Origin of the sequence: Emcibacter sp. SYSU 3D8 (genome assembly GCF_039655875.1) — a bacterium.
Classification (GTDB): domain Bacteria; phylum Pseudomonadota; class Alphaproteobacteria; order SMXS01; family SMXS01; genus RI-34.
Genome location: NZ_JBBYXK010000001.1, coordinates 570,437 through 595,049, shown reverse-complemented (window position 1 = coordinate 595,049; position 24,613 = coordinate 570,437). Strand labels below are relative to the sequence as shown.

At 64.5% G+C, this 24,613-nt stretch carries 22 protein-coding genes; 12 read left to right on the top strand and 10 right to left on the bottom strand.

What is annotated here, in order from left to right:
- Positions 1 to 20: 20 nt before the first annotated feature.
- The 4 genes from WJU21_RS02945 (at position 21) to WJU21_RS02930 (ending at position 6,898) form a co-directional block, all read left to right on the top strand.
- Positions 21 to 1,757: a c-type cytochrome gene (locus tag WJU21_RS02945; protein WP_346321881.1), complete on the top strand. Its 1,737-nt coding sequence runs from the start codon at positions 21 to 23 to the stop codon at positions 1,755 to 1,757.
- 367 nt (positions 1,758 to 2,124) lie between these two features.
- A complete protein-coding gene (locus WJU21_RS02940; RefSeq protein WP_346321880.1) occupies positions 2,125 to 3,363 on the top strand; it encodes an MFS transporter in 1,239 nt (412 codons plus the stop codon).
- Positions 3,364 to 3,516: 153 nt separating this feature from the next.
- On the top strand, positions 3,517 to 4,083 hold the full coding sequence (locus WJU21_RS02935) for an OmpA family protein (protein WP_346321879.1): 567 nt from the start codon (positions 3,517 to 3,519) through the stop codon (positions 4,081 to 4,083).
- 103 nt (positions 4,084 to 4,186) lie between these two features.
- Positions 4,187 to 6,898: a cation-transporting P-type ATPase gene (locus WJU21_RS02930; RefSeq protein ID WP_346321878.1), complete on the top strand. Its 2,712-nt coding sequence runs from the start codon at positions 4,187 to 4,189 to the stop codon at positions 6,896 to 6,898.
- Positions 6,899 to 6,916: 18 nt separating this feature from the next.
- Here the strand turns inward: WJU21_RS02930 and phaZ are convergent, their stop codons facing one another.
- From phaZ to xth, 3 genes are all read right to left on the bottom strand, one after another.
- Complete coding sequence (gene phaZ / locus WJU21_RS02925) at positions 6,917 to 8,134, bottom strand: polyhydroxyalkanoate depolymerase (protein ID WP_346321877.1); 1,218 nt, start codon at positions 8,132 to 8,134, stop codon at positions 6,917 to 6,919.
- Positions 8,135 to 8,238: 104 nt separating this feature from the next.
- Positions 8,239 to 9,912 carry an alpha/beta fold hydrolase gene (locus WJU21_RS02920; RefSeq protein WP_346321876.1) on the bottom strand — a complete coding sequence of 558 codons (1,674 nt, stop codon included), beginning with the start codon at positions 9,910 to 9,912 and terminating at the stop codon, positions 8,239 to 8,241.
- Positions 9,913 to 10,042: 130 nt separating this feature from the next.
- Positions 10,043 to 10,816 (bottom strand): exodeoxyribonuclease III, encoded by a 774-nt coding sequence (xth, locus tag WJU21_RS02915; RefSeq protein WP_346321875.1) that lies wholly within the window; start codon positions 10,814 to 10,816, stop codon positions 10,043 to 10,045.
- Here xth and WJU21_RS02910 point away from each other — a divergent pair.
- The gene (locus WJU21_RS02910; protein ID WP_346321874.1) at positions 10,803 to 11,333 is read left to right on the top strand and encodes a hypothetical protein; all 531 of its coding nucleotides are present in this window, start codon (positions 10,803 to 10,805) and stop codon (positions 11,331 to 11,333) included. The two genes, xth and WJU21_RS02910, sit on opposite strands and share 14 nt — an antisense overlap.
- Positions 11,334 to 11,420: 87 nt before the next feature.
- Positions 11,421 to 11,903 carry a nuclear transport factor 2 family protein gene (locus WJU21_RS02905; protein ID WP_346321873.1) on the top strand — a complete coding sequence of 161 codons (483 nt, stop codon included), beginning with the start codon at positions 11,421 to 11,423 and terminating at the stop codon, positions 11,901 to 11,903.
- Between the two features lie 10 nt (positions 11,904 to 11,913).
- On the opposite strand, the gene otsA is transcribed toward WJU21_RS02905, so the two are convergent.
- The 5 genes from otsA to WJU21_RS02880 form a co-directional block, all read right to left on the bottom strand.
- A complete protein-coding gene (otsA, locus tag WJU21_RS02900) occupies positions 11,914 to 13,347 on the bottom strand; it encodes an alpha,alpha-trehalose-phosphate synthase (UDP-forming) (RefSeq protein ID WP_346321872.1) in 1,434 nt (477 codons plus the stop codon).
- A complete protein-coding gene (locus tag WJU21_RS02895) occupies positions 13,344 to 15,122 on the bottom strand; it encodes a glycoside hydrolase family 15 protein (RefSeq protein WP_346322443.1) in 1,779 nt (592 codons plus the stop codon). The genes otsA and WJU21_RS02895 overlap by 4 nt, the downstream gene beginning before the upstream one ends.
- Before the next feature lie 2 nt (positions 15,123 to 15,124).
- Positions 15,125 to 15,931 (bottom strand): trehalose-phosphatase, encoded by an 807-nt coding sequence (otsB, locus tag WJU21_RS02890; protein ID WP_346321871.1) that lies wholly within the window; start codon positions 15,929 to 15,931, stop codon positions 15,125 to 15,127.
- Positions 15,932 to 16,106: 175 nt separating this feature from the next.
- Positions 16,107 to 16,610 (bottom strand): DUF309 domain-containing protein, encoded by a 504-nt coding sequence (locus WJU21_RS02885; protein ID WP_346321870.1) that lies wholly within the window; start codon positions 16,608 to 16,610, stop codon positions 16,107 to 16,109.
- Entirely contained in the window at positions 16,607 to 17,143 is a 537-nt protein-coding gene (locus tag WJU21_RS02880; RefSeq protein ID WP_346321869.1) for a nuclear transport factor 2 family protein, read from the bottom strand. Before WJU21_RS02880 ends, WJU21_RS02885 begins: the two co-directional genes overlap by 4 nt.
- Before the next feature lie 143 nt (positions 17,144 to 17,286).
- Between WJU21_RS02880 and WJU21_RS02875 the strand changes: the two genes are divergently transcribed.
- Both WJU21_RS02875 and WJU21_RS02870 read left to right on the top strand, forming a co-directional pair.
- Positions 17,287 to 18,588, top strand: a complete 1,302-nt coding sequence (locus WJU21_RS02875) for an aromatic ring-hydroxylating dioxygenase subunit alpha (RefSeq protein WP_346321868.1) — start codon at positions 17,287 to 17,289, stop codon at positions 18,586 to 18,588.
- A 63-nt stretch (positions 18,589 to 18,651) separates the two neighbouring features.
- Complete coding sequence (locus tag WJU21_RS02870) at positions 18,652 to 18,888, top strand: hypothetical protein (protein ID WP_346321867.1); 237 nt, start codon at positions 18,652 to 18,654, stop codon at positions 18,886 to 18,888.
- Here the strand turns inward: WJU21_RS02870 and WJU21_RS02865 are convergent.
- Positions 18,885 to 19,700 (bottom strand): hypothetical protein, encoded by an 816-nt coding sequence (locus tag WJU21_RS02865; protein WP_346321866.1) that lies wholly within the window; start codon positions 19,698 to 19,700, stop codon positions 18,885 to 18,887. The genes WJU21_RS02870 and WJU21_RS02865 overlap by 4 nt on opposite strands.
- A 158-nt stretch (positions 19,701 to 19,858) precedes the next feature.
- On the opposite strand from WJU21_RS02865, the gene WJU21_RS02860 reads away from it, so the two are divergent.
- The 4 genes from WJU21_RS02860 to WJU21_RS02845 all read left to right on the top strand — a co-directional run bounded on the left by WJU21_RS02860 (position 19,859) and on the right by WJU21_RS02845 (position 23,657).
- On the top strand, positions 19,859 to 21,154 hold the full coding sequence (locus WJU21_RS02860) for a cytochrome P450 (RefSeq protein WP_346321865.1): 1,296 nt from the start codon (positions 19,859 to 19,861) through the stop codon (positions 21,152 to 21,154).
- Positions 21,155 to 21,913 (top strand): SDR family oxidoreductase, encoded by a 759-nt coding sequence (locus WJU21_RS02855; protein ID WP_346321864.1) that lies wholly within the window; start codon positions 21,155 to 21,157, stop codon positions 21,911 to 21,913.
- A 64-nt stretch (positions 21,914 to 21,977) separates the two neighbouring features.
- Entirely contained in the window at positions 21,978 to 22,742 is a 765-nt protein-coding gene (otnI, locus tag WJU21_RS02850; RefSeq protein WP_346321863.1) for a 2-oxo-tetronate isomerase, read from the top strand.
- Between the two features lie 81 nt (positions 22,743 to 22,823).
- On the top strand, positions 22,824 to 23,657 hold the full coding sequence (locus tag WJU21_RS02845; RefSeq protein ID WP_346321862.1) for a universal stress protein: 834 nt from the start codon (positions 22,824 to 22,826) through the stop codon (positions 23,655 to 23,657).
- On the opposite strand, the gene WJU21_RS02840 is transcribed toward WJU21_RS02845, so the two are convergent.
- Positions 23,654 to 24,493, bottom strand: coding sequence for a TauD/TfdA family dioxygenase (locus tag WJU21_RS02840; RefSeq protein WP_346321861.1), 840 nt, complete (start codon positions 24,491 to 24,493; stop codon positions 23,654 to 23,656). The genes WJU21_RS02845 and WJU21_RS02840 overlap by 4 nt on opposite strands.
- Positions 24,494 to 24,613 lie beyond the last annotated feature (120 nt).

Here is a 24,613-nt window from a genome sequence, read left to right as displayed (position 1 = left end):
TTTTCTCGGGGAATTCACTGATGAGACGCCGGTTCCTGAATGCCCGCTTTGCCGGGCGGGTTGCCGCCTTGACCCTTGGTTCCGCCGTGCTGTCGGTGCCGGCGACGGCCGAGGGGCCTTCGACGGCTGTGCCGGCAGCGGCGTGTGCCGCGGATCCAGGCGGCATCACCGTGCCGCCCGGGTTTTGCGCCACGATCTTCGCCGACAATATGGGGCATGTCCGCCACCTCGCGGTGGCGCCGGACGGCGTGGTTTATGCCAATACCTGGAGCGGTACCTATTACGGCAAGGACCAGCCCAAGACGGGCGGTTTCGTAGTGGCGATGCGGGACTCGGACGGCGACGGCAAGGCCGATGTGGTGCGGCGGTTCGGCGAAACTCCCGAGAGTGGTGGCGCGGGCGGCACCGGCATTGCGTTTCACGACAACGCCGTGTTCGTGGAGGAGAGCGACCGTATCCTGCGCTATGCGATTCCGCAGGGCATGATGGCGCCGGACGCAGCGCCCGAGATCGTCGTCTCCGGCCTGCCGCTGGACGGCGATCATCCCATGCATCCTTTCGCCATCGACGGGTCTGGTGGGCTTTATGTGGACCTGGGTTCGGCGTCGAACGCCTGTCAGAGCGAGAACCGCGCCGCCGGTGCGCGGGGCGCCCGGCCCTGTGTCGAACTGGAAACGCGCGGCGGCATCTGGAGGTATGAGTCTGCCAAGACGGGTCAGACGTTTTCCAAGGCGGAGCGCTTCGCCACGGGCATCCGCAATGCGGTGGGCATCGCCGCCGATGCGACCGGTGTCTATGCGACCCAGCACGGCCGGGACCAGCTTTTCGAAAACTGGCCCAAACTGTACACCCAGGAGCAGGGCGCCAATCAGCCCGCCGAAGTGTTGCTGAAGCTGCAGCGCGGCGCCGACTTCGGCTGGCCGGAATGCTACCACGATGGCGAGCAGGGCAACCTGGTGCTGGCGCCGGAATATGGCGGTGATGGCGGCAAGGCGGTCGGCCCCTGTGCGGACAAGCAACCGCCGGTCGCGGCGTTTCCCGCACATTGGGCACCCAACGGTTTGGCTTTCTATCACGGCGCCATGTTCCCGCATGCCTATGCAGGCGGCGCGTTCATCGCCTTTCATGGATCGTGGAACCGGGCGCCCCGGCCCCAGGGCGGCTACAACGTCGTATTCCAGCCGCTCAGCAAGGGCAAGGCAACGGGACCCTTCGTGGTGTTCGCCGACGGCTTTGCCGGCGCGGTCAAGGAACCGGGCCAGGCCCGGTACCGGCCATCCGGCGTTGCTGTCGGGCCCGACGGCGCGCTTTACATCGGCGAAGACACGCGCGGTCGGATCTGGCGTGTGACCTTCCAGGGCGACCGGTCGGCGGCGACGCTCGAGCGTGCGCCCGAGCCGGCGCCGATCGCGGTGGAAATGACCGCCGCCGCAGATCTGCCCGTGCCTGAGGGCTTCACCAGTGACCAGATTGTGCTGGGCCGCGATGTGTACCTGGCGCAGTCGTGCTCCGGCTGCCACGCCTCGAACGGCAAGGGCACGCCATTCGGACCCGATCTGACCAGCGGCACGTGGTTGTGGGGTGACGGCAGCGTTGCCGCGATCTCCGAGGCCATCCGGGACGGCATTCCGGCGCCCAAGGAATACAAGAGCGTCATGCCGCCCCTGGGGGGAGGCGCGCTGTCTGAAGCAGAACTGGCAGCGATCGCCGCCTATGTCTGGGCGCTTGGCAACGACGGCGCGCAGCAAGGCCGCTGACGCCGGGCATCATTGCCTGTTACCGAAACCGAGAAGCACGGCGGTGCATGTGCGCTTTCCGACGATCAGCCGGGCGGGATCGCTTGCCACCGTTGGGGCAAAGACCCTACAACCGTAAGAGCCGGACGCGGATACGCGGCCTGACGGCGCCGCAAGAATTTGCGGCCTGACGGCGGCGCGAAAGTTCGCGGCATGGGGCCTGTCCCCGCTGGTCATTATCGGGAAGTCTCCGGCTGATCGCCGGCGCTTGTCACCGACTGAGCGGGGAGGCTCGGGAACACTGTCGACTATTGAGCAAACCGGAGCCGCCGGAGCGGACGAAAAGCCCGCATGGTCCGTTGGAGGCCGCAACTACGTCCTGATCCTGTTGACCGCGGTCGCGGCGGTCAATTTTCTCGATCGCCAGATTCTGGGCGTCTTGCTCGAGCCGATCCGCGAGGAGTTCGGCCTGGCGGACTGGGTACTGGGCCTGCTCACGGGATTTGCGTTTGCGGTCTTCTATGCCTCGCTGGGCATCCCCATTGCCGCGCTGGCGGATCGCTTCAGCCGCCGCAACATCATCGTCATCTGCACCGGCATCTTCAGCGTGATGACCGCGGTTTGCGGCGGCGCGCAGAACTTCTGGCATCTCTTCCTTGCCCGGATCGGCGTTGGCGTGGGCGAGGCGGGGACCATGCCCGCATCGCAGTCGATCATCTCCAACCTGTTCCCGATCCAGAGTCGGGCCGCGGCCATGGGGCTGCTGGCGACGGGCGGCAATATCGGCCTGATGCTGGGCCTGCTCATCGGCGGGTGGGTCAACGAATGGTGGGGCTGGCGCTGGGCATTCGCCGCGGCCGCGATTCCCGGCCTGCTGCTGGCGGCCGGCATCTGGCTCACGGTCAAGGAGCCGAAGCGGCCGTACAATCCAGACGAAGCGGCCGGCACGAGACCGCATGTTGTCGCGGAAACCATCGCCAGTATCGCCTACATGGCGCGGGTGCCTTCGATCCGCTGGTTCACCGCCGGCGGCGCGCTCTACGGGCTGACGGGCTATGGCCTCTACACCTTCATGCCGTCCTATTTCATCCGCTACCATGACTTCTCGACCGGCGAGGCGGGTACCGTCATCTCCATCATGACCGGCGTACTCGGCGCCATTGGCACCTTTCTGGGCGGCTATATCTGCGCCAAGCTGGCGGCGCGGCGGGGCCTGCACTGGAACGGCTGGCTGCCGGCCGTCGCCATCGTCCTGAGCGCGCCGTTCATGATCACCATGCTGCTGTCGGACAATGCGTGGCTGGTCATCGGGCTGTTCATCGTTCCCGGCTTTCTGTCCAGCGTTTACGCCGGGCCGACCTGGGCGATCATCCAGGAACTCGTGTCGCCCGGCCGGCGCGCCATGGCTGCATCCGTCTACATGCTGATCTACAATCTCATTGCGCTGGGGTTGGGCCCGGTGTTCACCGGCACGGTAAGCAGCGTCATCGAACCGTATGTGGGCGACCAGTCGCTGCGCTATGCCATGGTCGCGGTTGTCATGATCAGCCTGGGTGGCGCCTTCGCATATGTCATGGCATCGCGCAGCGTAACCCGCGATATCGAGCAGCTTCGCAGCCGGCGATGATTGCCCGGCGGCCTCGACGCGGCAATTAAGGCAGCCGCGCACCGGAGCGCCCTACCCGGGGCGAGTTAATCCCGGAATGGCCGCAGTTAAGCCGAAAAATCAGGACATTGAACGGAGGTAGCCTCGAACCGGGGCACCGAAGGGAGGAACCGAATGTCCAACATCAGAATATCGGCACTTGCACTGGCCGGCACGCTTCTGCTTGGTGGCTGCGCCACGGAAAAGTACGTCGATCAGAAGGTTGCCGCCCTCGAGGCGCAGGTCAACGCGCAGGATCAGGCCCGGGGACAACAGATCAGCACGCTCGATGTGCGGGTGGCTGCGGTCGAGCAGGCAGCGCGCGAGGCGATGGAGCGCGCCAACGCGGCAGCGCGCGGCAAGTTCGCTTACAGCGTGGTCGCGACGGTCGATGTCGGGCCATTCAAGGTGGGCGGCTCCACGCTGACCGACGACGGCAAGGCGAAGCTCTCCAATCTAGCCGGCCAGCTCAAGTCGGCAAACCGGGGCGTTTCCATCGAGGTCCAGGGATATACCGACGAATCCGGATCGGCCGCCGCCAACTACAAGCTGGGCTGGCAGCGGGCCGAGACCGTGCGCCGTTTTCTTGGCCAGCAGGGCGTGCCTCTCAGGCACATGGCCAGTATCTCCTACGGCGAGGACGCGCAGACACCGGGCGGCCGCAAGGAGAATCGCCGGGTGGTGGTCGTCGTTCTCGAATAGGAAGGCGGCCCCGCGCCTCACATGGCCGACGCTCGCGCAGTGGCAGGTGCGCCGCCGCCAAAATCGCCGTAGTCTCATACCTCCGGGCGAGTGCGTATGGGCAATGGATGACAATCGAGCGACATGGCACGACCGGCCGGCGGAGGCGGCCCTTGAGGCCCTGAAGACACCGCCTGCCGGCCTCAGCGGACCGGAAGCCGAGGCCCGGCTGCGGTCCAGCGGCCCGAACCGCCTGCCGGAGGTCCGGAAGCGCAGCATGCTGACGCGCTTCCTGCTGCAGTTTCACAATATTCTGATTTACGTCCTGATCGGCTCCGCTGTCATTACGGCGCTGCTGGACCATCTCTTCGATACGCTGGTCATTCTGGCGGTGGTGCTCGCCAATGCCATCATCGGCTACATCCAGGAAGGCAAGGCGGAGAAGGCAATGGACGCCATCCGCAAGATGCTGGCGCCCCGCGCGACCGTGCTGCGCGGCGGCGAGCGCCGCAGTGTCGCAGGCGAGACGCTGGTGCCGGGCGATATCGTCCTGCTGGAGGCCGGCGACAAGGTTCCGGCCGATCTGAGGCTGTTGTCGGCCCATGGCCTGTCGGTGCAGGAGGCCATTCTCACCGGCGAATCCGCGCCGGTGGAAAAGCATGTGGAACCGGTTGCCCCGGACGCCCCGCTGGGCGACCGGTCCGGCATGGCGTATAGCGGCACGCTGGTGACCGCCGGCCAGGGCAGGGGCGTCATCGTGGCGACTGGCGGCGCCACGGAAATCGGCCGCATCAGTGGCCTGCTGTCGACCGTGCAGGTGCTCACCACGCCGCTGGTGAAGCAGATGGACGGCTTCGCCAGATGGCTGACCCTGCTCATCCTGATGATCGCCGCGCTGCTGCTGGTCTACGGCTATTTCGTCGCACATTATGACTTCGAGGAAATATTCATGGTGGTGGTGGGCCTGTCGGTGGCCGCCATACCGGAAGGATTGCCCGCCGTCCTGACCATCACGCTCGCCATCGGTGTCCAGGCCATGGCAAGGCGCAACGCCATCGTGCGCCGGCTGCCGGCAATCGAGACGCTGGGCGCGGTGTCCGTCATCTGCACCGACAAGACCGGCACGCTGACCCGCAACGAAATGATGGTCGCTTCGGTACTCACGCGCCACCACCTTTTCACGCTGGAGGGCACAGGCTATGAGCCGAAAGGCGTCATCCGGCTGGACGATGCGCTGGTGGACGCGAACGAGCACGCCGTGCTGGAAGAACTGGCCCGCGCCAGTGCCCTGTGCAACGACGCCGCCCTTCGCGAGCATGAGACTGTCTGGGTAGTCGAGGGCGACCCGATGGAAGGGGCGCTGCTGGCTTTCGCCGCCAAGGTCGATCTGGATGTGCGCCAGCAGCGGGCGGAATGGACGCGCACGGATGCCATTTCATTCGATGCCCAGCACCGATTCATGGCGACCCTGGTCCATGACCACGAGCGCCATGCGTGCATCTTCGTGAAGGGTGCGCCCGAGCGGATCATTGAAATGTGTGTCGATCAGCGCGTGCCAGCGGGCGGCACCGAGGCGGTCGACCGCGAATACTGGACCGGCGAATCCGACAGGATCGCGGGGCTGGGCCAGCGGGTGCTGGCCTTCGCCGTGAGGTCGGCGGAACCGGCGCAGACAGTGCTCGAGCACAGCGATGTAGAGGGAACCCTCACATTGCTGGGCATGGTGGGCATGATCGATCCTCCAAGACCTGAAGCCATCGCGGCCGTTGGCGAATGCCGCGATGCGGGCATCCGCGTCAAGATGATCACGGGCGACCATGCCCGGACCGCTGCGGCCATCGGCAGGCAGATCGGCCTGCGAAATCCTGACAAGGTGCTGACCGGCGCCGATCTCGACGGCATGGGTGAGGCGGCACTTAAAAGCGCGGTGCTGGATTGCGACATCTTTGCCCGCACCAGCCCGGAGCATAAGTTGCGCCTGGTCATGGCGCTGCAGTCCCACGGCATGACCGTGGCCATGACCGGTGACGGCGTGAACGACGCGCCCGCGCTCAAGCGCGCCGATGCCGGGATCGCGATGGGCCGAAAGGGCAGCGAGGCCGCCAAGGAAGCCTCGGTGCTGGTGCTGTCGGACGACAATTTCGCGTCAATCGCGGCGGCCGTGCGCGAGGGGCGCACCGTTTACGACAACATCAAGAAGGTTGTCAGTTGGACGCTGCCCACCAGCGCGGGCGAGAGCGTGACCATTATCGTCGCCCTGCTGCTCGGCGTGACCCTGCCGCTGACGCCGCTGCAGATTCTCTGGATCAACCTGATTACCGCCTCGACGCTGGGTCTTGCGCTCGCCTTCGAGCCGACCGAAGAGAACACCATGCGCCGACCGCCGCGGCAACGGAATGACTCGCTGATCGGCGGCGAACTGGTGTGGCATATCGTGCTGGTGTCGGTGCTGTTCGTATTCGGGGTGTTCGGCATCTTCAGCTACGCGCTCGATCGCGGCTATTCCGTGGAACTGGCGCGCACCATGGGCCTCAACACCCTGGTGGTGATGGAAATCTTCCATCTCTTTTTCATCCGCAACATCTACGGCACGTCACTGACATGGAAGGCGGCGCGCGGCACGAAAGTCGTATGGCTGACCGTGGTCGTCGTCACCCTGGCGCAGTTCGCCATTACCTACCTGCCGCCGCTGCAGGTCATCTTCGATACCGAGGCCATCAGGCTTCGCGATGGTGTGCTGATTGTCGGCGTGGGTGTGGCGCTGTTCGCCCTGATCGAAACCGAAAAGCAGATCAGGCTTGCCATCAGACGGGAACGGACGGCCGATTATATCTGATCGGCGGGCGCAGATCCTTCAGGCGGTGCTGCGTCCCATGAAGGCGCGCACCACCGGGTAGATCTCGTTCTGGAAGCGCGAGCCCGAGAATACGCCGTAATGGCCGGCGCCGACCTGGATGTGCTGGCCGCGCTTGTAGTCGGGGATGTTGGGGCAGATGTCGTGGGCCGCGACGGTCTGGCCGGGCGGACACATATTGTCCTTGTCGCCCTCGATGGTCAGCAGCGGCATGTCGCGGATGGCGCCAAAATCCACCGCGTCGCCCCGATAGGTCATCACGCCGCGCGGAATGTGGTGCTCGAAAAACACCCGCTCCAGCGATTCCACATAAAAGGCCTCGGTCATGTCCAGGACCGCGAAATATTCATCGTAGAAGTCGCGGAAGACGTCGGCCTCGTCGTCGTTGCCCTTGATGCCGTCGCCGAGGAACGAGGCGTGCCGCTTGATATGCGGCATCAGGTTGATCGACATGAAGCCGCTCAGCTGGAAGAAGCCCGGATAGACCCGGCGTCCGGCACCGGGAAAGCCCCTTGGCACGGTCTTGATGGCGACCTTGCGCATCAGCTTCAGCGGCACTTTCTCGGTCAGCTTGTTGATGAATCCGGGGTTGATCCGCGTATCCATGGGGCCGGCCATCAGCGTCAGGCTGGCCGGCACAAGCTCGGGGTTACGCTCGGCCAGGATCGCTGCGGCGACAAGCGCCGGCGGCGCCGCCTGGCAGGTGGCGACCATGTGGGTGCCGGGACCAAGGTCGGTCATGAACTCGATCAGGTAGGCGACATAATCGTCGAAGCCGAAATCCCCTTCCGACACAGGCACCTCGCGGGCGTTGCGCCAGTCGGTGATATAGGGGGCGAAATCCCGCGCGAAGCCGCGCACCGTGTCGCGCAGCAAGGTTGCATGGTGCCCGGACAGGGCGGCGGCGATCAGCACCTTCGGCTTCTCGTCGGCGCCGTCGACCTGGAAACCGACCAGATCGCAGAACGGGAGGCGCGAGACAACCTGCTCGCGAAGGGCATAGGTTTCGCCGTCGCGCTCGGCGGTAACGCCGAACGCCTGCTTGGGGTAATCCTTCAGGATACGGTAGGGCGTTTCAGCCAGCGCCGACAGGGTCCGGCTGAGAGCCGTGTCTTTCAGGGGGTTCAGGTCGTGGTTAAGCATCGACCTGTAGCTGTCCAGAAAGAAAGTAAGAGGCCGCGTCATGTGGCGGGCGAACTCATAGCTGTCGTAAAGCACTCGCATCTCTCCCGGAAGCACAGCTTAGAGATCGCGCGCTTCGTTCAACCCAATCTGAGCGTGGGGATGTTGGCCTTCCCACAATCGTCCCTAATAACGACGCTTCAGGTGCTTTGTTCTCGCACGTAAGTACCGGGCGCGTCGCAGAGCGGGGGTAGACCCTCGCATCCGGGCAACGCCGGCGCAACGATGTTGTTACCCGATCTGGCCGCACACCAGGTTGCCCAGCTTTCCCACCAGCTTCCCGACGTCTTGGCGGCATGTTCGAGCCAGTCGTCGGCGGTGGGCCTGATGTTGTCGCCGACCCAGTAATAGGCCTTGCTGTTGCCGGGCGGGTTGACCAGCGCGGCGATGTGGCCGCCATTGCTGAGCGCGAATGTCGACTTGCTGTTCACCAGGTGGACCGTTTCGTAGCAGCCCTTCCACGGCGTCAGGTGGTCGGTGAGCGCGCCGACGATGAAGGTGTCGCACCTGATCTTGCCCAGATCGATGGCCTCGCCGAGGATTTCGAAGGCGCCCGGCTCGATCAGGTCATTTTCCTCGAACAGATGCAGGAAGTCCTCGTGCAGCTTGGCGGGCAGGTTGGTGCTGTCCTTGTTCCAGGCCAGGATGTCGAAGGCCGGCGGTACATCACCCATCAGGTAGTTGTTCACCCAGTATTTCCAGATCAGGTCGTTGGGCCGCAGCCAGGCGAATACCTTGGCCAGGTCCTTGCCCTGCAGCACGCCGTCCACCTGTGACTTGGCTTTGGCAACCGACAGCATGGCGGGCAGCCGGAACGCGCCCAAAGAGGCCTCGGCCTTGTAGTTCATCATGGTGACGCACAGGGTCGCGGTATTGACCCAGGATTTCTTCCGGGCCGCCAGCCAGGCAACCATGATCGCGGTCAGCATACCGCCGGCGCAGAAACCGACGAAGTTGGCCTTTTTCTGGCCGGTGATCTTCAGCACCGCCTCGGTCGCCTCGATCGCTGCCTGCAGGTATTCTTCCAGTCCCCAATCGCGGTTGTCGGGCGACGGGTTGCGCCAGCTCACGGTGAAATAATGCAGCCCCTGGCTGACGGCGTATTCGGCGAAACTCCGGCCCGGCGCCAGGTCGGTGAAATAATAGCGGCCGATCTGGGGCGGGATCAGGATCACCGGCAGCTGCTTCACCGTTTCCGTCGCCGGCCTGTACTGGATCAGCTCGAACATCTCGGTGCGCAAGACGACCGACCCGGGTGTCACGGCAAGGTTTCTGCCGACCTCGAAGCTTGAATTATCGACCTGTTGCGGCAGGCCGTCGTTCTCGAACATGTCGCGCCACAGCGCCATGCCGCCGGTCCACAGGTTGGTGCCGCCGGATTCGATGGTCCGCTTCATGGCTTCCGGATTGCCCCACAGCGAGTTGGTGGGGGCGATGGCGCTGGCGAGCACCGTGGCGGCGAAGTCGGCGCGGGCCTTTTCATCCTTCGGCAGGTCGTCGGGGACCATCGCCTCGATCGCGTCCGACATGGCGAGATAGGCCTGGGCGAGACGTTTATAGGCGGGACTCTTCAGCCAGGCCTCATCCTTGAAGCGCCAGTCCTTGCGGTCGGGGGCGATCTCCGAGGTGCCCGTCGAAACCTGTAACAGGTTGAAATACAAATCGCTTGTGGTCTTCAGAAACGTCTCCGGGCGGATCGCGTGCGTATAGGAATAGAACAGGTCGTGAAGGCCCATTTCGGTCAGGGTCTCCGACGCGTCTCCTGGCTGCAAGGTGCCGGCTGGTGTAGTTTTATCGCCTGATTTACCGGACATTTCACGCCTCCCCAAACGCTTTGTGTCACTACGACGACAACGCTATCACGCCGGCTAACCTCAATCTATATATCAACTATTTGCAAATGCATGCGTGCACAATCTGGTCGGCGGCGGGCGCATTGGCCGGTTAATCCGACAACTCGACCCAGGCAGGCGCGTGATCACTGGGCTTCTCTCGGCCGCGTATTTCCTTGTCGACGCCGGCGGCCGTCATTCGCCCGGCTACCGCAGGACTGAGCAGCAGATGGTCGATGCGAATACCGGCATTCCGTGCATAGGCATTCCGCCAGTAGTCCCAGAACGTATAGATCGACTGGTCAGGATGCATTGACCGGATCGCGTCGGTCCAGCCCTGGGCCAGCAGCCGGCTGAACCCGTCCTTCGCCTCCGGCGCGAACAGCGCATCTCCCAGCCAGCGCTCAGGCTTGTAGACGTCGTTGTCGGTGGGAATGATGTTGAAGTCGCCTGCCAGAACCACTGGCATGTCCGACGCGATCAAAGCCGAGGCGTGGCGGATGAGGCGTACCAGCCAGGCCAGCTTGTAGTCGAATTTGGGGCCGGGCGCCGGATTGCCGTTGGGCAGATAAAGGTTCCCGATCAGCACGCCGTCCACCGCCGCCTCGATGTAGCGGCTCTGCTGGTCGCCGGGATCGCCGGGCAGGGTGCGCCGCGTCTCGACAGGATCTGTGCCGCGCGCCAGGATGGCGACGCCGTTCCAGCGCGCTTCGCCGAGCCAGATGCAGCCATAGCCGGCGCTGCGTATGGCGCTTTCCGGAAACTTGTCGCCGGGCGCTTTCAACTCCTGGAGACAGACCACGTCAGGTTCGGCTTCGCCCAGCCATTCCAGCAGGCGGGGCAGGCGTCCGTTCACGCCGTTGATATTATAGGTGGCGATCTTCACGCCGATCTCCCTTCGCGCCATCAACGCCATGACATGGCCGCGGGTCCGCCGGAACTTTCGTATTCGCGGCGAGGTTCATGTCCCGGCAAGGGGAAACGTGCGCGGCGCCAATCAGACGTTGGCTTGCGCTGTCCGCGCCAACCCAGAGTGGACAGAAGAAATGACGGTTCTTCAGGCATACCGGTCCTATGACTTCGGCGTCTATTGCCGCCAGCATGACCGGTTGACATACACCATCACGGCGGTGGCCTACGTGCCGCAACGTGAGGACGACGACTGGCAATACATCTTCATGATTGCCGACCCGGTGGGCGGAAAGCAGGCGTTCGATTGCTTTGTCTGCCGCAAGTCGGGGCCCAGCCGCGAGGATGCGGACCGGATCGCTACCGAAGAGATCCTGCCGCACATTCACGGCCTGATCGAGGCCGCGACGGATACACATCTGCCGACGGCGGCCAAAGGTACCAATTATTACGTGATTCTGCCGACAAGGCCGAAGGTGGCCGCTACGCGCTAGGTCCGCGCCGGTTGAGAAGCGACCTATCGTTTGCACGCCGCGTCCTTTATATTGACTGTTTGGTCAGGGAAGAAGCGGAGAACCAGCATGAGCGAATCCATCGAAGTCACCGTACGGCACCTCAAGGACGTCGAGGACATCAAGACATTGCGTCACAAATATTCCTACGGCGCCAATGTCATCGACGGCCAGGCGGGAGACCTCAAGGCGTTCGCGGCGCTGTTCGCCAACGATGCCTCCTTCGATGTGGGCATGGGCGAAGCAGTTGGCCCGGCCGCCATCGAAGCCATGATGGAGGCACTGACCACCCAGTGGAAATGCGCCATGCATTACATGCTGAACCCCGTCATCGAGATCGACGGCGACCGGGCAAAGGGGACATTTACCGGATTGTTTGCCTTCACGTCGGAGGCCAACCCGGTGCCGGTTTTCCTGTCCAATATCTACACCGATACCTATGTGCGCACGCCGGGCGGTTGGAAGTTCCAATCGGTGCGGGTGCGCATGACCTTTGCCGATCCCGTGTTCCTCGAGGGCTACGCGGATCATCTGGCCGAGCCCGCGGCCTAGCGGATGCGGGTCAGGCCTGGGCAGCGGGTGCCCTGAGCAGATGCGGCGGCACGTCCCTTGGGGGATTTGCCACGCGGACCCGGGCCAGTTCGCGCACATAGCTTTCATGCCAGACCGTGATCGTATTTGAAGACACCACGTCGTGCATGGCGGTCCAGCGCGCGATGCGTTCGTCGAGCGGCATGGTGAGGGCGCGGTTCAGGGCCGCGGCCATCGCGTCCACGTCATAGGGATTGACGAGAAGCGCATCGGTCAACTCGCGCGCCGCGCCGGCAAAGCGGGACAGGACCAGTACGCCGGGATCTTCCGGGTTCTGTGCCGCCACATATTCCTTGGCGACCAGGTTCATGCCGTCTCGAACCGGGGTCACGAAGCCGACCCGGCTCGAGCGGAAGAATCCGGCCAGCACGTCGCGGGACAACGCCTTGTTGAGATAGCGCACCGGGGTCCAGTCGAATTCGGCGAAGCGGCCGTTGATGTGTCCGGCAAGACCTTCGATTTCCTGCCGCAGCGACCGATACTGGCTCAATTCGCCGCGCGATACCGGCGCGACCTGCATGAAGGTGACCCGCGAGCGGTGTTCGGGCCAGTCGGTCATGAGTTTCTCGAACGCCTCGAGACGCTGGGGGATTCCCTTGCTGTAATCGAGCCGGTCGGTGCCGATGACCAGCGCGCGGCCGGCCAGGCTTTCCCGCAGCCGGCGGGTCTCGTCGCTTTCCTGGGACATGTGGGCGAGGCGCGAGAAATGATCGGTATCGATGCCGATGGGGAACGCGGCGGCGTGCACCGACCGGCCCAGGGTCTCGATATGGCCGCCCGCGCTGACACTGCCCATTTCCTCGTCGATCAGATACCGCATGAGCGCACGGACATCGTCCTCGGTCTGAAGGCCGATCAGGTCGTATTTGCACAGATCGCTTACCAGCTGCCGGTGGACCGGCAGAGCGGTCAGCATTTCGGCAGCGGGAAATGGAATGTGCAGGAAAAAGCCGATGCGGTTACGCACGCCGAGCCGGCGCAACTCGGCCGCCAGCGGAATGAAATGGTAGTCGTGGATCCAGATCAGGTCGTCGTCCTGCAGTAACGGTGCGAGATGACGTGCGAACGCCTTGTTGGCGCGCAGATAGCCTTCATAGCCCGAGCGGTGAAAATCGGACCGGTTGAGCTGGTGATGGAACAGCGGCCACAGCACGCCGTTGGAAAAATCCTCGTAGAAGTCCCGGTGATCTTCCTCCGTCAGGTCGATCGTGGCGTAGGTAATACCGCCCGAGTGGCGGATCCTCGGCTCGGCGGGGGCGCTTTTTGTCACGTCGCCGCTCCAGCCGAACCACAGCCCGCCTCGCTCTTTCATGGCTTCGCGCAGGGCGACCGCGAGACCGCCGGCGCGCGAGGGCGACTTGCCTGGTTGGGCCACCCGGTTCGAAACACAGACTAATCGGCTCAAAATGCATCCTCCCAACGGTTCGACAGGTGCATGGCGCACAGGATCAGGCCCACGAGCGAATAGGTCTGGGGAAAATTACCCCACAATTCGCCGGTTACGGTGTCGATGTCCTCGGAGAGCAGTCCCAGGTGATTGCGGCAGGCAAGCGTCCGTTCGAACATCTCCCGGGCTTCGTCCCGCCGTCCCACGGCTGCAAGGGCATCGATGTACCAGAACGTGCATATGGTGAAAGCGTTCCGGGGCTTGCCAAAATCGTCGGCCGAGCTGTAGCGGAACAGATGATCGCCGCGGCGCAGCTGCCGTGTTATCTGGTCGAGGGTGCCGGTGAAGCGCGGATCGTCGGCCGAGACCAGTCCGATTTCGCGCAGCAGCAGCAGGCTCGCGTCCACGTCCTCACCGCCGAGGGCGCTGACGAACGATCCCAACTCGGCGTTCCACGCCTTGTCCAGGATGACCTCGGCGATGTGATCGGCCTCGGCGCGCCAATATGCGGCGCGATCCGGCAACTCGAGTTCCAACGCGATCCTGGCGAGCCGGTCGCAGGCCGCCCAGCAAAGCGCTGCGGAGTGCGTATGCACATGGGTTCGGCCGCGCAGTTCCCAAAGCCCCGCATCGGGCACGAATGCCCGCTCGCGTGCTTTCTCGCCCAGATGCTCAAGCCTTGCGAACAGCCGTTCGTCGCCGCGATTGGGCAAGCGGCGGTCGAAGAACATCTGCGCCGTGGCGAGCACGACGCTGCCATAGCTGTCGTGCTGTATCTGTTCCTGCGCCTGGTTGCCGATGCGCACCGGCCCCATGCCGCGGTAACCGGCCAGGCTGGTCACGATCGTCTCGGTCAACGGCCGGTCCGGCAGGATGCCGTAGACGGGCTTCAGGTCGGAGTCGGTTTCGATGGCCAGCACGGTCGTGATGTAATCGAGATACTTTTCCATGGTGCGCGTCGCACTCATCCGGTTGAGCGCGTGCACCGAAAAATACGCGTCCCGCAACCAGCAATGGCGATAATCCCAGTTGCGCCCTTCGTCCGGCGCTTCGGGAATCGATGTCGTCAGGGCGGCGACAATGGCGCCGGTTTCCTCGAACTGGCAAAGCTTGAGGGTGATCGCCGCGCGGATCACCGCGTCCTGCCATTCGAACGGGATCGACAGGTAGCGCGACCATTCGATCCAGTATTCCCGGGTCCGCTCCAACTGGTCATGGACGAAGAACGGAAGTGCTTCTCCCACCGATTCATCGCTGCCGAAAACCATGTGGAACGCGGACGTCACCGCGAAGGGCGATTCCGACTCCACGTAGGTGATCGGCGCGTCGGTGGTCAGGCGCAGGGTCTGACCGGGCATGACGAAGCGCATGTGGTTGCTGCCGCGGGTTCGGGCAGGCACGCTGGCGCCGTGGTCGTGAAGCGGGCGCACCCGCATGCGCGCCAGCGGAATGCCGCCGAAGGGTTCCACCCGGCGGATCAGCACGGCCGGGCGGAAGATTCGTCCATAGAGCTTGAAGCGCGGCGCGAAGTCGGTGATGCGCAGGCCCGCGCCGTCCGTGCCGTGCAGCGTGGTGACCAGCACGGCGGTGTTGGGCTCGTATTCCTGCGATGTCGACGCCAGATTTTCGAGCGTCACCTCCATGAAGCCGGCCGCCGGATCGTCGCCGTTGAGCAGGCTGCAGAACACCGGATCGCCATCGAAGCGTGGCAGGCAGTGCCAGCAGATGCGGCCTCCCGAGTCGATCAGTGCGGCGACGTTGCCGTTTCCGATCACGCCCAGGTTCATGTCCATACTCACATCGCTCCCGGTATTTGTGAAAACGCGCCGAGCCAGGCGCGAACATCGGCGGGTGTCTCGAATGCCGTATCCCGGCGCGCGCTGTGAACGCGTCCCACCGGCAGCGCCGTGCCCCCGAAACTCTCGACGGCCGCGAAGCCGTCCTCGTCGGTGACGTCGTCGCCGACGAATATGGGCAGCCTGCCCGCGAATGGCGGCGTCTGCATGAAATCGTGAACGGCGGTTCCCTTGGAGATGCGGGCGTCGCGCACTTCGAGCACCTTGCGGCCGTGGACCAGGAGCAATTCCAGGCCGCTGTTGGCGACCAGATTTTCGATCCGCGCCTTGAGCGTATCCGGTACCTGGGGTGCGGCCCGGTAGTGGACCGCCACGGTCTGCCCCTTGTCCTCGACCTCGACGCCGGGAATGGCCGCGGCCACTTCGGCGATCTTGCGGCGCAGGCTGAAGGGGATGGGTTCGGTGCTGCGGGGCGTCACGACGCCGCCGTGCTGCAGCCGCATCTCGCTGCCGTGCTGGCCCGAGGCAGGCGGCCGGAGCGGGGCGAGCAGATGGTCGATGTCGGCGATGGACCGTCCGCTGACAAGCGCCAGGGCCCCGTCCAACCGCTGCGCGACGCCGCTGATGATGTCGAGAAGTGCCGGCGGCACTGTCACCAGATCCGGCCGTTCCCTGATCTCCAGCAGCGTGCCGTCCACATCGAGAAACAGGGCAACTGGCTTCGTCGATCGGAACGGATTGCCGTCGACGGCTGATTTCTCACCACTGACCCGATTGCCGGGCCTCGTGGTTAGCGGATCGTGCACGTGAGCCATTCTCCCATGGACCTATCCTGAACGGATTGTCCCCTCAGCAGTTCCTCAACGGGGCATGCCCATTGCGAAGAGGAGCGTTGCGCGTGTCATTCCGGGACATGTCCCAATCTTGATGTGGTAAAAAAATGCCTGGTTTAAAGGGACGCATGGCTGCAATCCATATCGGCTAGGCCGGCTCCAGCACCAGCCCGAGAACCGCCTGGCCTTCCCCTGCCGCCGCCGGGTTGTGGGCCAGCCCGGCGGCGTTCGCTGCAAGACCGGAAAGCTTGAGCCCCATGAACAGGGGCGCGGTCGCCGCGAGGTCCATCAGCATCCGCTCGGCTCGCCGGGCATGGGACGCCGCGCCCCGGCCGTTGCCTGCCCGGACCTTTACCCCAGCCGCAGTCAAGGCGATCAGCGCCTGCATCAGCAGGGCCGTCGGCCCGGTCCGGCCGCAGGCGTTCCAGAGCCCTTCCCAGGCCTCGTGCGCTTCCCAGTAATAGCCGGCGTTGAACAGGTCGATGCCGCGAAGATAATCGCGGCTGTCCCTCCATCGCGCAGGGTCGGGCACGGGCGGCGCAGGGCTGTGCAGGCCGTAGCTGTGGCCGCGAGGATCGCGCACCGGATGGGGATCGCGCCCCGGCCTGTAGGCATAGGCAGGAAACGGCTCGTCCGGCAGGTAGCGGATCATCCCTCGGTGTAGGCGACGGCCTCGGTCATGGGCCGGGCGCCGGGCGGCCCGCCCCACGGCGCGCGCGCCGCCTGCCGCACGCCGACATATTTCATCAACCGGTAGCGCCAGCCTTCCGCGGTGCGCACGTAGCGCTCCTCATAGGTGCCCAGGAACCAGGCCGAGGCACCGTCGGGCATTTCGCTGGCGCCGATGAAGTGCCAGTGCCCGGTAGCCTCATCGCCCGTCACCTTGATGTCCGGACAGATGGCGTTGTGGAAGGCAAAGGGCAGGGCGCGCAGGTCGACGAACAATTGGCGGATCGCGGCCTTCCCCCGGGCCGCGGGCATGCCGGGACTGGCGTCCCACACGCCGTCGTCGACGAACAGGTCGGCGACCGGGCCGGCATGGGTGCCGCCCTGTTCGGGCCAGCCGCCATCGACATAGTCGCAGTACCGGGCTTTCAGGGCGCGGATGTCCTCCTTGTCCTGCAACGCCTGCAGGCGCCGCTCCAGCACCTCGATGCGGCGTGTGAGCTGTGCCGTGTCGGCCATGGCTATCCTCCGCGTACCATTGTGACAGGACATCCGACCAGTGCGCCCGCCGGCTGTCAAGCGAGCCCCGTTGATCCGGATCAATGAACCGGCCGCTTTCTTCACGCATGAAGGAAACATCAATTCTTCACAGGAGAAACCCCATGGTTGCCATCGTCAGGGTCAAGGAAAGCGTCAGGACGCCCGCCATGAAGGCGCCCGAGCCCAAGATGGGCAGCGAGGTCATCCCGCACCAGCGCTACATCTCGCCCGAGTTCATGAAACTCGAATGGGAACGCATGTGGACGAAGGTCTGGCTGGTAGGCTGCCGCGAGGAAGAGATCCCTGACGTGGGCGACTACATCACGACCGATATCGGCGAGGAATCGGTGCTGATCGTGCGCGGCGAGGACGGTGTCGCCCGGGCGCTCTACAATGTCTGCAACCACCGGGGAAACCGGGTGAAATTCGACGAGTGCGGCAACGCGCGCACGCTCCAGTGCGCCTACCATTTCTGGGAATATGACCTGACCGGCAAGCTGATCTTCCTGCCGGACGAGACCGACTTCCACCAGGGCTGCCCGCCGGAGAAGCTGAGCATGAAGCCGATTCGCACCGAGACGTGGGGCGGCTTCGTCTGGTTCAACCTGAACCCCGACGCCGAGCCGTTGATGGACTATCTCGGGGTCATTCCCGAGCATCTCGATCCCTATCACTTCGAGAACCTGGCCATGACCATGGACGTCACCGTGGAATGGGACTGCAACTGGAAGACGTCGGTGGACGCGTTCAACGAGGTCTATCACGTCCAGGGAATTCACCCCGAGCTGTGCTACACCATCGACGATGTGGACGTGCAGATCGACCTGTACGAGAAGCACAACCGCTATCTGGTGCCGTTCAAGACCCACAGCCCGCGGGTGGGCGAACAGACCGAGGTGCCCGAGGCGCTGGCCGAGGAGTTGCGCGCCATCGGCATGGATCCGCAGCCGTTCACCGGACGGGTCACCGAGATCCGCCGTGCCGTGCAGGTTTACAAGCGGGCCAACGAGAAGGCGTTCGGCATCGACTATTCAGGGCTGAACGACGATCAGCTCTCGGACGATTACCACTACTTCATCTTCCCGAATATCACGCTGAACGTGCATTCGGATTCGCTGCTGTTCTTCCGCCAGCGCCCGCATGAGACCGATCCGGACAAGATGTATTACGACGTGCGCATGTTCCAGCAGGTGCCCAAGGGCGCCGAGCGCCCGCCCTTGCCGGATCATGAGCACGTCAAGCATGGCGAGCGGTCGCTGGGCCTTGTCCTCGACCAGGATTCGGTGAACCTGCCCCATGTCCAGAAGGGAATGCACTCGGCCGCCTTCCAGGGCTTGTGGATTTCCCATCAGGAACGGCGTATCCGCCACATGCACAAGACCCTGATGGACTATGTCGAGGGCCCCATCGCCAACGACGCGTGATTGCCCAACCGGCCGGTGCGCTTGGCGCGCCGGCCGGCTCGATCAGGCCCGCCTGAACCGCAGATGCAACTCCAGCAGGCCGAGCATGATGCCCGGCTGATGCGCCAGGGTGTTTTTCGCGGGCGCCAGTTCCCAGCTTTCGATCCGGTCCAGCCACAGATTGATGGCGATATTCTGCTCCAGCCGCGACAGGCCGGCGCCCGGGCAGATGCGCGGTCCTTGCGAGAATGTCAGGTGACGGCCATCAGCAGAGTGCTGGAAAGCACCTATACGCGGCTGCGCAACTGGCGAGGGCGCTAGACGCGCCGACGAAATTCCATGAATTGGCGGGCGAGGTGTTGCGGCGATGCCATCTGCTCCGGCCCGATCATCAGGACGGGCATGCCGCGTTGCCTGATCGCGGCAATTTCTATGGCCGTGCCGCCGGTGCCGTAATGGGGCGTGGACAGGACCAGCGCGGCCTTGCTGCCGTCGATTGCGTGGCGGAGGAATGCGGACAGGTCGCCATCCGGCGTTGGCTCCAGTTCACGGGACAGCCGGCGCGGCGCCGACCAGCGGTCCCACCAGGGTGCGAAACCGGCTGCGGCCGCTGCCGCGACCACCGGCCCGACCAGACGGCCTGCGTCGCGCCACTTGTAGCTGATGAACAGGCCCGGTCTGTAGTCGAGGGCATCTGCATAATGTTCCGTGGCCATGGCCGACGCCTCGTCCAGCAACCGGTTGGTGCGCAGCTGGACGCCGAAAGGCCTCGCCGATGAGAGCGCGAGCGTGCCGGACCTGCCGCTGAACCGCAGCCCCATCAACAGTCCCGTCGCGTTATTCCATGCCAGCCAGCGGCTGCCGTCGCCGGCACGGACCTTGAGCGCGCCGCTGTCGAGGATGAGGCTGCCGACAACCAGTTCTGCGTCGAGCGATGGCTGCGCCAGACCGAATTTCCGGTCACTGCCCACGAACCAGAGCCGGTCGCCCGGGCGCAGCAGCCGGTGCATATGTGGCTGGCGCGTGGCGTAGCCGATCGGCCGCGCCGCGCGCTCGGCTAACGGCTCGGCATCTCTGGCGCTTGCCGTCGCGGCGGTGCGCCGCCGTGGTATCCAGACCAGAAACTGCCGCATCTTTCCATCCCATGGCGTGCCTGATGGCAGCATCCGCGGCGGCGCCGGGTTTGTCCACCGGACGGCGTTCGAGGATTACATGCGAGGGTGACTTTCGTAGTGCGCGCAAGCCGGGCTGTGCTAGCCTGCCCGGGGACGTACACAGGGGAGACACCGACATGAGCACCACACTGGATTCAGCCATATCCGACCCGGCAAATCCGCAATCGCCCGAACAGGTCGATCTGCTGCACAAGGATGTGCTCGATTGCCCGCACATGGCGAACAAGGTGCTGCGCGAGCAGGCGCCGGTGTGGTGGAACGAGAAGCTGGGCGGCTTCGCGGTGTCGCGCTACGACATCATCCGCAAGATCATCATGGATCCGACCAATTTTTCCAACTCCAAGAGCCAGGAGGACATGCCCATCCAGCAGGACAAGATGAAGCGCATGATCGCCAAATTCGAGGAGAAGGGCTGGGTGCCGGCGCGCACGCTCGCGGGGCGCGACGATCCCAACCACAAGCAGATGCGCGGCCTGTTCGAACAGGCGTTCCGCGCCAGCCGTATCAAGGCCATGGATCCCTTCGTCGAGGCGACGGCCTACAAGCTGGCGGACGAGTTCATCGCCGCCGGCAACGAGTGCGATTTCGTCCATGCCTATGCCGTGCCGCTGCCGTTGATCGTCATCATCAAGCAGCTGGGCGGCCGCATCGAGGACATGTGGGACATCAAGCGCTGGACCGACGCCTGGATCAAGCGCATCGGCCGCATGCAGACCGAGGAAGAGGATCTTCGCAGCGTCGAGCTGGAAGTGGAGATGCAGCACTATTTCCAGCCCATCTTCGAGCGCCTGCGCCGCGAGCCCGACGACACGCTGCTGTCCGACCTGGTGAATGTGGTCATTCCCGAATGGGGCCGGCCGCTGAACGATCATGAACTGCACGCCGAGATCATGTCGGACGGCTTCGGTGGCGGTTCCGAGACCACGACCAATGCGCTGTCGGCGGGCATCAAGCTGCTGATCGAGAATCCCGACGCCTGGCAATTGCTGAAGGGCAACCCGGACAAGTACATGCGCACCTTCATCGAGGAGGTGCTGCGCCTGGAATCGCCGGCGCACACCATGGTCCGTATCGCCCAGAAGGATTGCGAACTGGCGGGGACGCATGTGCCCAAGGGGTCGGTGCTTTATGTGCGCTACACCGCGGGCAACCGGGACGAGGACCACTTCCCGAATCCGGACAAGCTGGACCTGGAACGCGCCAACGCGGCGACCCATCTGGCCTTTGGCGGCGGTGTCCATCACTGCATGGGCGCACCGCTGGCCCGGCGCGAGCTGTATTGGGGGTTCAAGGCCATCGTCGACCGGATCGACGACATGTGGTTCATCCCCGGCAAGAACGATTTCCGCCACCAGCCCAACTTCGTGGTCCATGCGCTCGAGGAGCTGCATATCGGCTTTCGGGCGAAATAGATGGCAGCCGACGGCAAGGTCGCGCTGGTCACGGGCGCCGGCAGCGGCATCGGCCGCGCGACGGCCTGGGCGCTGCTTGATGCGGGGTACCGGGTCGCTTTCAATGGCCGCAATCGCGAGAGGCTCGTGGAAGCCGCTGCCGAAAAGGATCCCGGCGGCACCCGCACGCTGATCGTGCCCGGCGACGTGGCCGATCCAGACGCGGTGGCCGGGATGTTCGAGGCGCTGATGGCCCGGTTCGGGCGGCTCGACCTGTTGTTCAACAATGCGGGCGGCGGATCGGTCCCGGTATCCATCGACGAGGTGACCTTCAAGGACTGGACCAGGGTCGTGGGCGCCAACCTGACCGGCACCTTCCTGTGCACCCAGCACGCCTTCCGCATCATGCGTGCCCAGGAGCCGCAGGGCGGCCGGATCATCAACAATGGCTCGATCTCGGCTCACGTGCCGCGGCCCCATTCGTCGCCCTATGCCGCTACCAAGCACGGCGTCAGCGGTCTGACCAAGGCGACGGCGCTGGACGGGCGGGCCCATAACATCGCCTGCAGCCAGATCGACATCGGCAACGCCTCGACTGGCCTGACCAGCCAGATGGCGGTCGGCATGCTGCAGCCCGACGGCTCGACAAGACCCGAGCCGCTGATGCATGTGGACGATGTGGCCCGCGCCATTGTGTTCATGGACAGCCTGTCGCTCGACTCCAACGTGCCGTCACTGACCATCATGGCAACCTTGATGCCGTTTATCGGGCGCGGCTGAGTGCGTTCGGTCGAAGCGGCTGCGCTTCGCCACCCGAGCGCCGCGACAACCAGGGAGATGCATCATGTTCCGGCTGGCAGCCAATCTCAGCTTCCAGTTTGGCGAGACGGGATTCCTTGACCGGTTCGAGCGCGCCGCGAAGGCGGGCTTCACCGGCGTCGAATATCTGTTCCCCTACGGCCATGACCCGGCGGCGCTGGCCGCCCGGCTCAAGCATAACGGCTTGCAGCAGGTGCTGTTCAACATGCCGCCGGGTGATTGGGCGGCGGGCGAGCGCGGCCTTGCCGCCGTGCCGGGGCGGGAATCCGAATTCCGCGCGTCGGTCGATAAGGCGATCCGCTATGCCGAGGCGCTCGGCTGCCGGCAGATCCATGTCATGTCGGGCCTCGGGGAAGGCGCCGGGTCAAAAGCCGCCTACCTGGCCAATCTGGAATATTGCGCGCGGCGCCTCGAGCCCTACGGCATCACGCCGCTGATCGAACCCATCAACAGGCGCGACATGCCCGGCTATTTCATGGCCGATTTCGATGACGCCGTGGCGGTGATTGCGGCAGTCGCGGGTGTCCGCCTGCAGTTCGACATCTACCACCGGCAGATTATCCACGGCGACGTCACCGCCGGCCTTCGCGCGATGATGCCGGTCACCAGCCATATGCAGATTGCCGGCGTGCCGGACCGGCATGAGCCGGATAGCGGCGAACTCAGCCTGGATCATGTGCTGGGGACGGTCCGCGATCTGGGGTATGCCGGCTGGATCGGTTGCGAATACCGTCCCAGGGGCCTGACCGAAGACGGTCTTGGCTGGATCGGACGCGCCGTTCCGGGTTGAGGGCCGGACAGGGTTGCGATGAATCAATGCCGGCCGGGGCGATGTCCTCTAGGATCGGACGATATGAACGGGAGGCCTGCAATGTTTAGTGACATCCTCGTGCCCTTGATGAACGTGCCGGATGACGAGTCCGGGGCGATCCTGGAAAGGATTGCCGCTACGGCAGCTACCCTGGGCGGCGCTGTCTCGGGCATTGCCGTCGAGATCGAATATGCCCAGCCGGTCTATATGTACGCCGACGCCGTGGTGTTCATGTCGCAGGCCTTCAAGGATGCCCAGTCGCTCAATCATGCGCGCGTCGAGGCGCTGGTCCGGCACTTCGAGGAACAGGCGGGCTTTGCCGGTGTCGCCAGCGAGTCCGAGATTGTCGGCGCCGGCGCCGGGGATGTTCCGGGTTTGCTCGCGCAACGTGCGAGACTGCACGACCTGACCATGTTCGTGCTCGACGACGACGATCCGTATGCGCGCAACTGCGTGGAGGGGGTTGTCTTCGGCTCCGGCCGTCCGGTGCTGGTGCTTCCCCGCGCGGCGCCTGCGGCCGCCATGAAGAAGATTGTTGTGGCCTGGGACTTCAGCCGCGAAGCCGCGCGCGCCTTTGCCGACGCCATGCCGGTCCTGCGTCAGGCGGAGAGCGTCACGGTGCTCCACGTCACCGACGACGGCGCTTCCTGGCACCCCGGCGCCAAGGCGCTGGAGCGGCACCTGGCGCGTCTGGATATCGGCGCCAGCTACGTCCAGACCGCAAGGGGCACAGCGAGTGTCGACGAGGCGCTCGAGGCACATGCCAGCCACAACGGCGCCGACCTGATCGTGATGGGAGCCTATGGCCATTCCCGGCTGCGCGAGTTCGTGCTTGGCGGCGTCACCCGTGCGATCCTGAAGGCGCCTGCCATGCCGGTTCTGCTGTCGCACTAATACGGGCGGTCGCCGTCCACGGTCACCCGGTGCATCACCCGGCGCTGGCCCTGATAGTCGTTCAGCGCAAAGTGCTGGGTGCAGCGATTGTCCCAGAAGCCTATCTCGTTCTCGCTCCAGCGATGCCGGTAGACGAACGGTGCGCTGGTGGCGTGGCGGCACAGAAAATCCAGCAGCGGCTGGCTTTCGGCGCGGGTCATGCCCTTGAACTTGGTGGTGAACGCCTCGTTGACGAACAGCAACTTGCGGCCGGTTTCCGGATGGCTGCGCACGACCGGGTGCTCGGCGCGGCCTGACGCCTGCTCGGCGGCCATCGTCTGCATGGTGCGGCCGTCATCGGTGTAGATGCCCTTGGCGCCGTAGATGTCCTCGGCGGTATGGATGGCGACCAATCCGCGCAGCAATTGTTTCATGCCGTCGCTGAGCGAGTCGTAGGCCAGGTACATGTTGGCCCACATGGTGTCGCCGCCCTGTGCAGGAATTTCCCGCGCATAGAGGATCGAGCCCAGCGCAGGCTCTTGCTGGAACGTCATGTCCGAATGCCAGCCGCCGCCGAAATTGAACCGGTCGGTCGGCTCCTTGACGATGTTCAGCACCTCGGGATGGCCGTCCAGCGGCTTGACGTGGGGATGAATGTTCAGCGTGCCGAAGCGGCGGCCAAAGTCCTTGTGTTGATCCGGCGTGATGTGCTGGTCGGGGAAGAAGATCACCAGATGGTCGAGCAGCGCCTGGCGCACCTGGCCGAAGACATTGCCGCTCAGCGGCTGCGACAGGTCGACTCCGTGGATGCGGGCGCCCGCGGCCGATCCCAGCGGTTCGATTTCGATGCCGGTCATGACGTTCTCCCCGTCAGTGGCGGTTCCCTGCATTGATACGCCCTGGCCGGGTCGCGAAGCAATGATCGGAAGAATCAAAGAAAGCAGTTCATTGAAAAATCATTCGTGCTTAAACTGGCC

Excerpts from the sequence above, each read along its gene's own strand:
- WJU21_RS02840 (WP_346321861.1), bottom strand. The coding sequence starts at position 24,493 with ATGACCGGCATCGAAATCGAACCGCTGGGATCGGCCGCGGGCGCCCGC.
- WJU21_RS02870 (WP_346321867.1), top strand. The coding sequence starts at position 18,652 with ATGCAACTCCAGCAGGCCGAGCATGATGCCCGGCTGATGCGCCAGGGT.
- WJU21_RS02935 (WP_346321879.1), top strand. The coding sequence starts at position 3,517 with ATGTCCAACATCAGAATATCGGCACTTGCACTGGCCGGCACGCTTCTG.
- WJU21_RS02930 (WP_346321878.1), top strand. The coding sequence starts at position 4,187 with ATGGATGACAATCGAGCGACATGGCACGACCGGCCGGCGGAGGCGGCC.
- WJU21_RS02880 (WP_346321869.1), bottom strand. The coding sequence starts at position 17,143 with ATGGCCGACACGGCACAGCTCACACGCCGCATCGAGGTGCTGGAGCGG.
- WJU21_RS02865 (WP_346321866.1), bottom strand. The coding sequence starts at position 19,700 with ATGCGGCAGTTTCTGGTCTGGATACCACGGCGGCGCACCGCCGCGACG.
- WJU21_RS02945 (WP_346321881.1), top strand. The coding sequence starts at position 21 with ATGAGACGCCGGTTCCTGAATGCCCGCTTTGCCGGGCGGGTTGCCGCC.
- WJU21_RS02845 (WP_346321862.1), top strand. The coding sequence starts at position 22,824 with ATGTTTAGTGACATCCTCGTGCCCTTGATGAACGTGCCGGATGACGAG.
- WJU21_RS02920 (WP_346321876.1), bottom strand. The coding sequence starts at position 9,912 with ATGTCCGGTAAATCAGGCGATAAAACTACACCAGCCGGCACCTTGCAG.
- otnI (WP_346321863.1), top strand. The coding sequence starts at position 21,978 with ATGTTCCGGCTGGCAGCCAATCTCAGCTTCCAGTTTGGCGAGACGGGA.
- WJU21_RS02885 (WP_346321870.1), bottom strand. The coding sequence starts at position 16,610 with ATGATCCGCTACCTGCCGGACGAGCCGTTTCCTGCCTATGCCTACAGG.
- WJU21_RS02895 (WP_346322443.1), bottom strand. The coding sequence starts at position 15,122 with ATGGACATGAACCTGGGCGTGATCGGAAACGGCAACGTCGCCGCACTG.
- WJU21_RS02860 (WP_346321865.1), top strand. The coding sequence starts at position 19,859 with ATGAGCACCACACTGGATTCAGCCATATCCGACCCGGCAAATCCGCAA.
- WJU21_RS02855 (WP_346321864.1), top strand. The coding sequence starts at position 21,155 with ATGGCAGCCGACGGCAAGGTCGCGCTGGTCACGGGCGCCGGCAGCGGC.
- WJU21_RS02875 (WP_346321868.1), top strand. The coding sequence starts at position 17,287 with ATGGTTGCCATCGTCAGGGTCAAGGAAAGCGTCAGGACGCCCGCCATG.
- WJU21_RS02905 (WP_346321873.1), top strand. The coding sequence starts at position 11,421 with ATGAGCGAATCCATCGAAGTCACCGTACGGCACCTCAAGGACGTCGAG.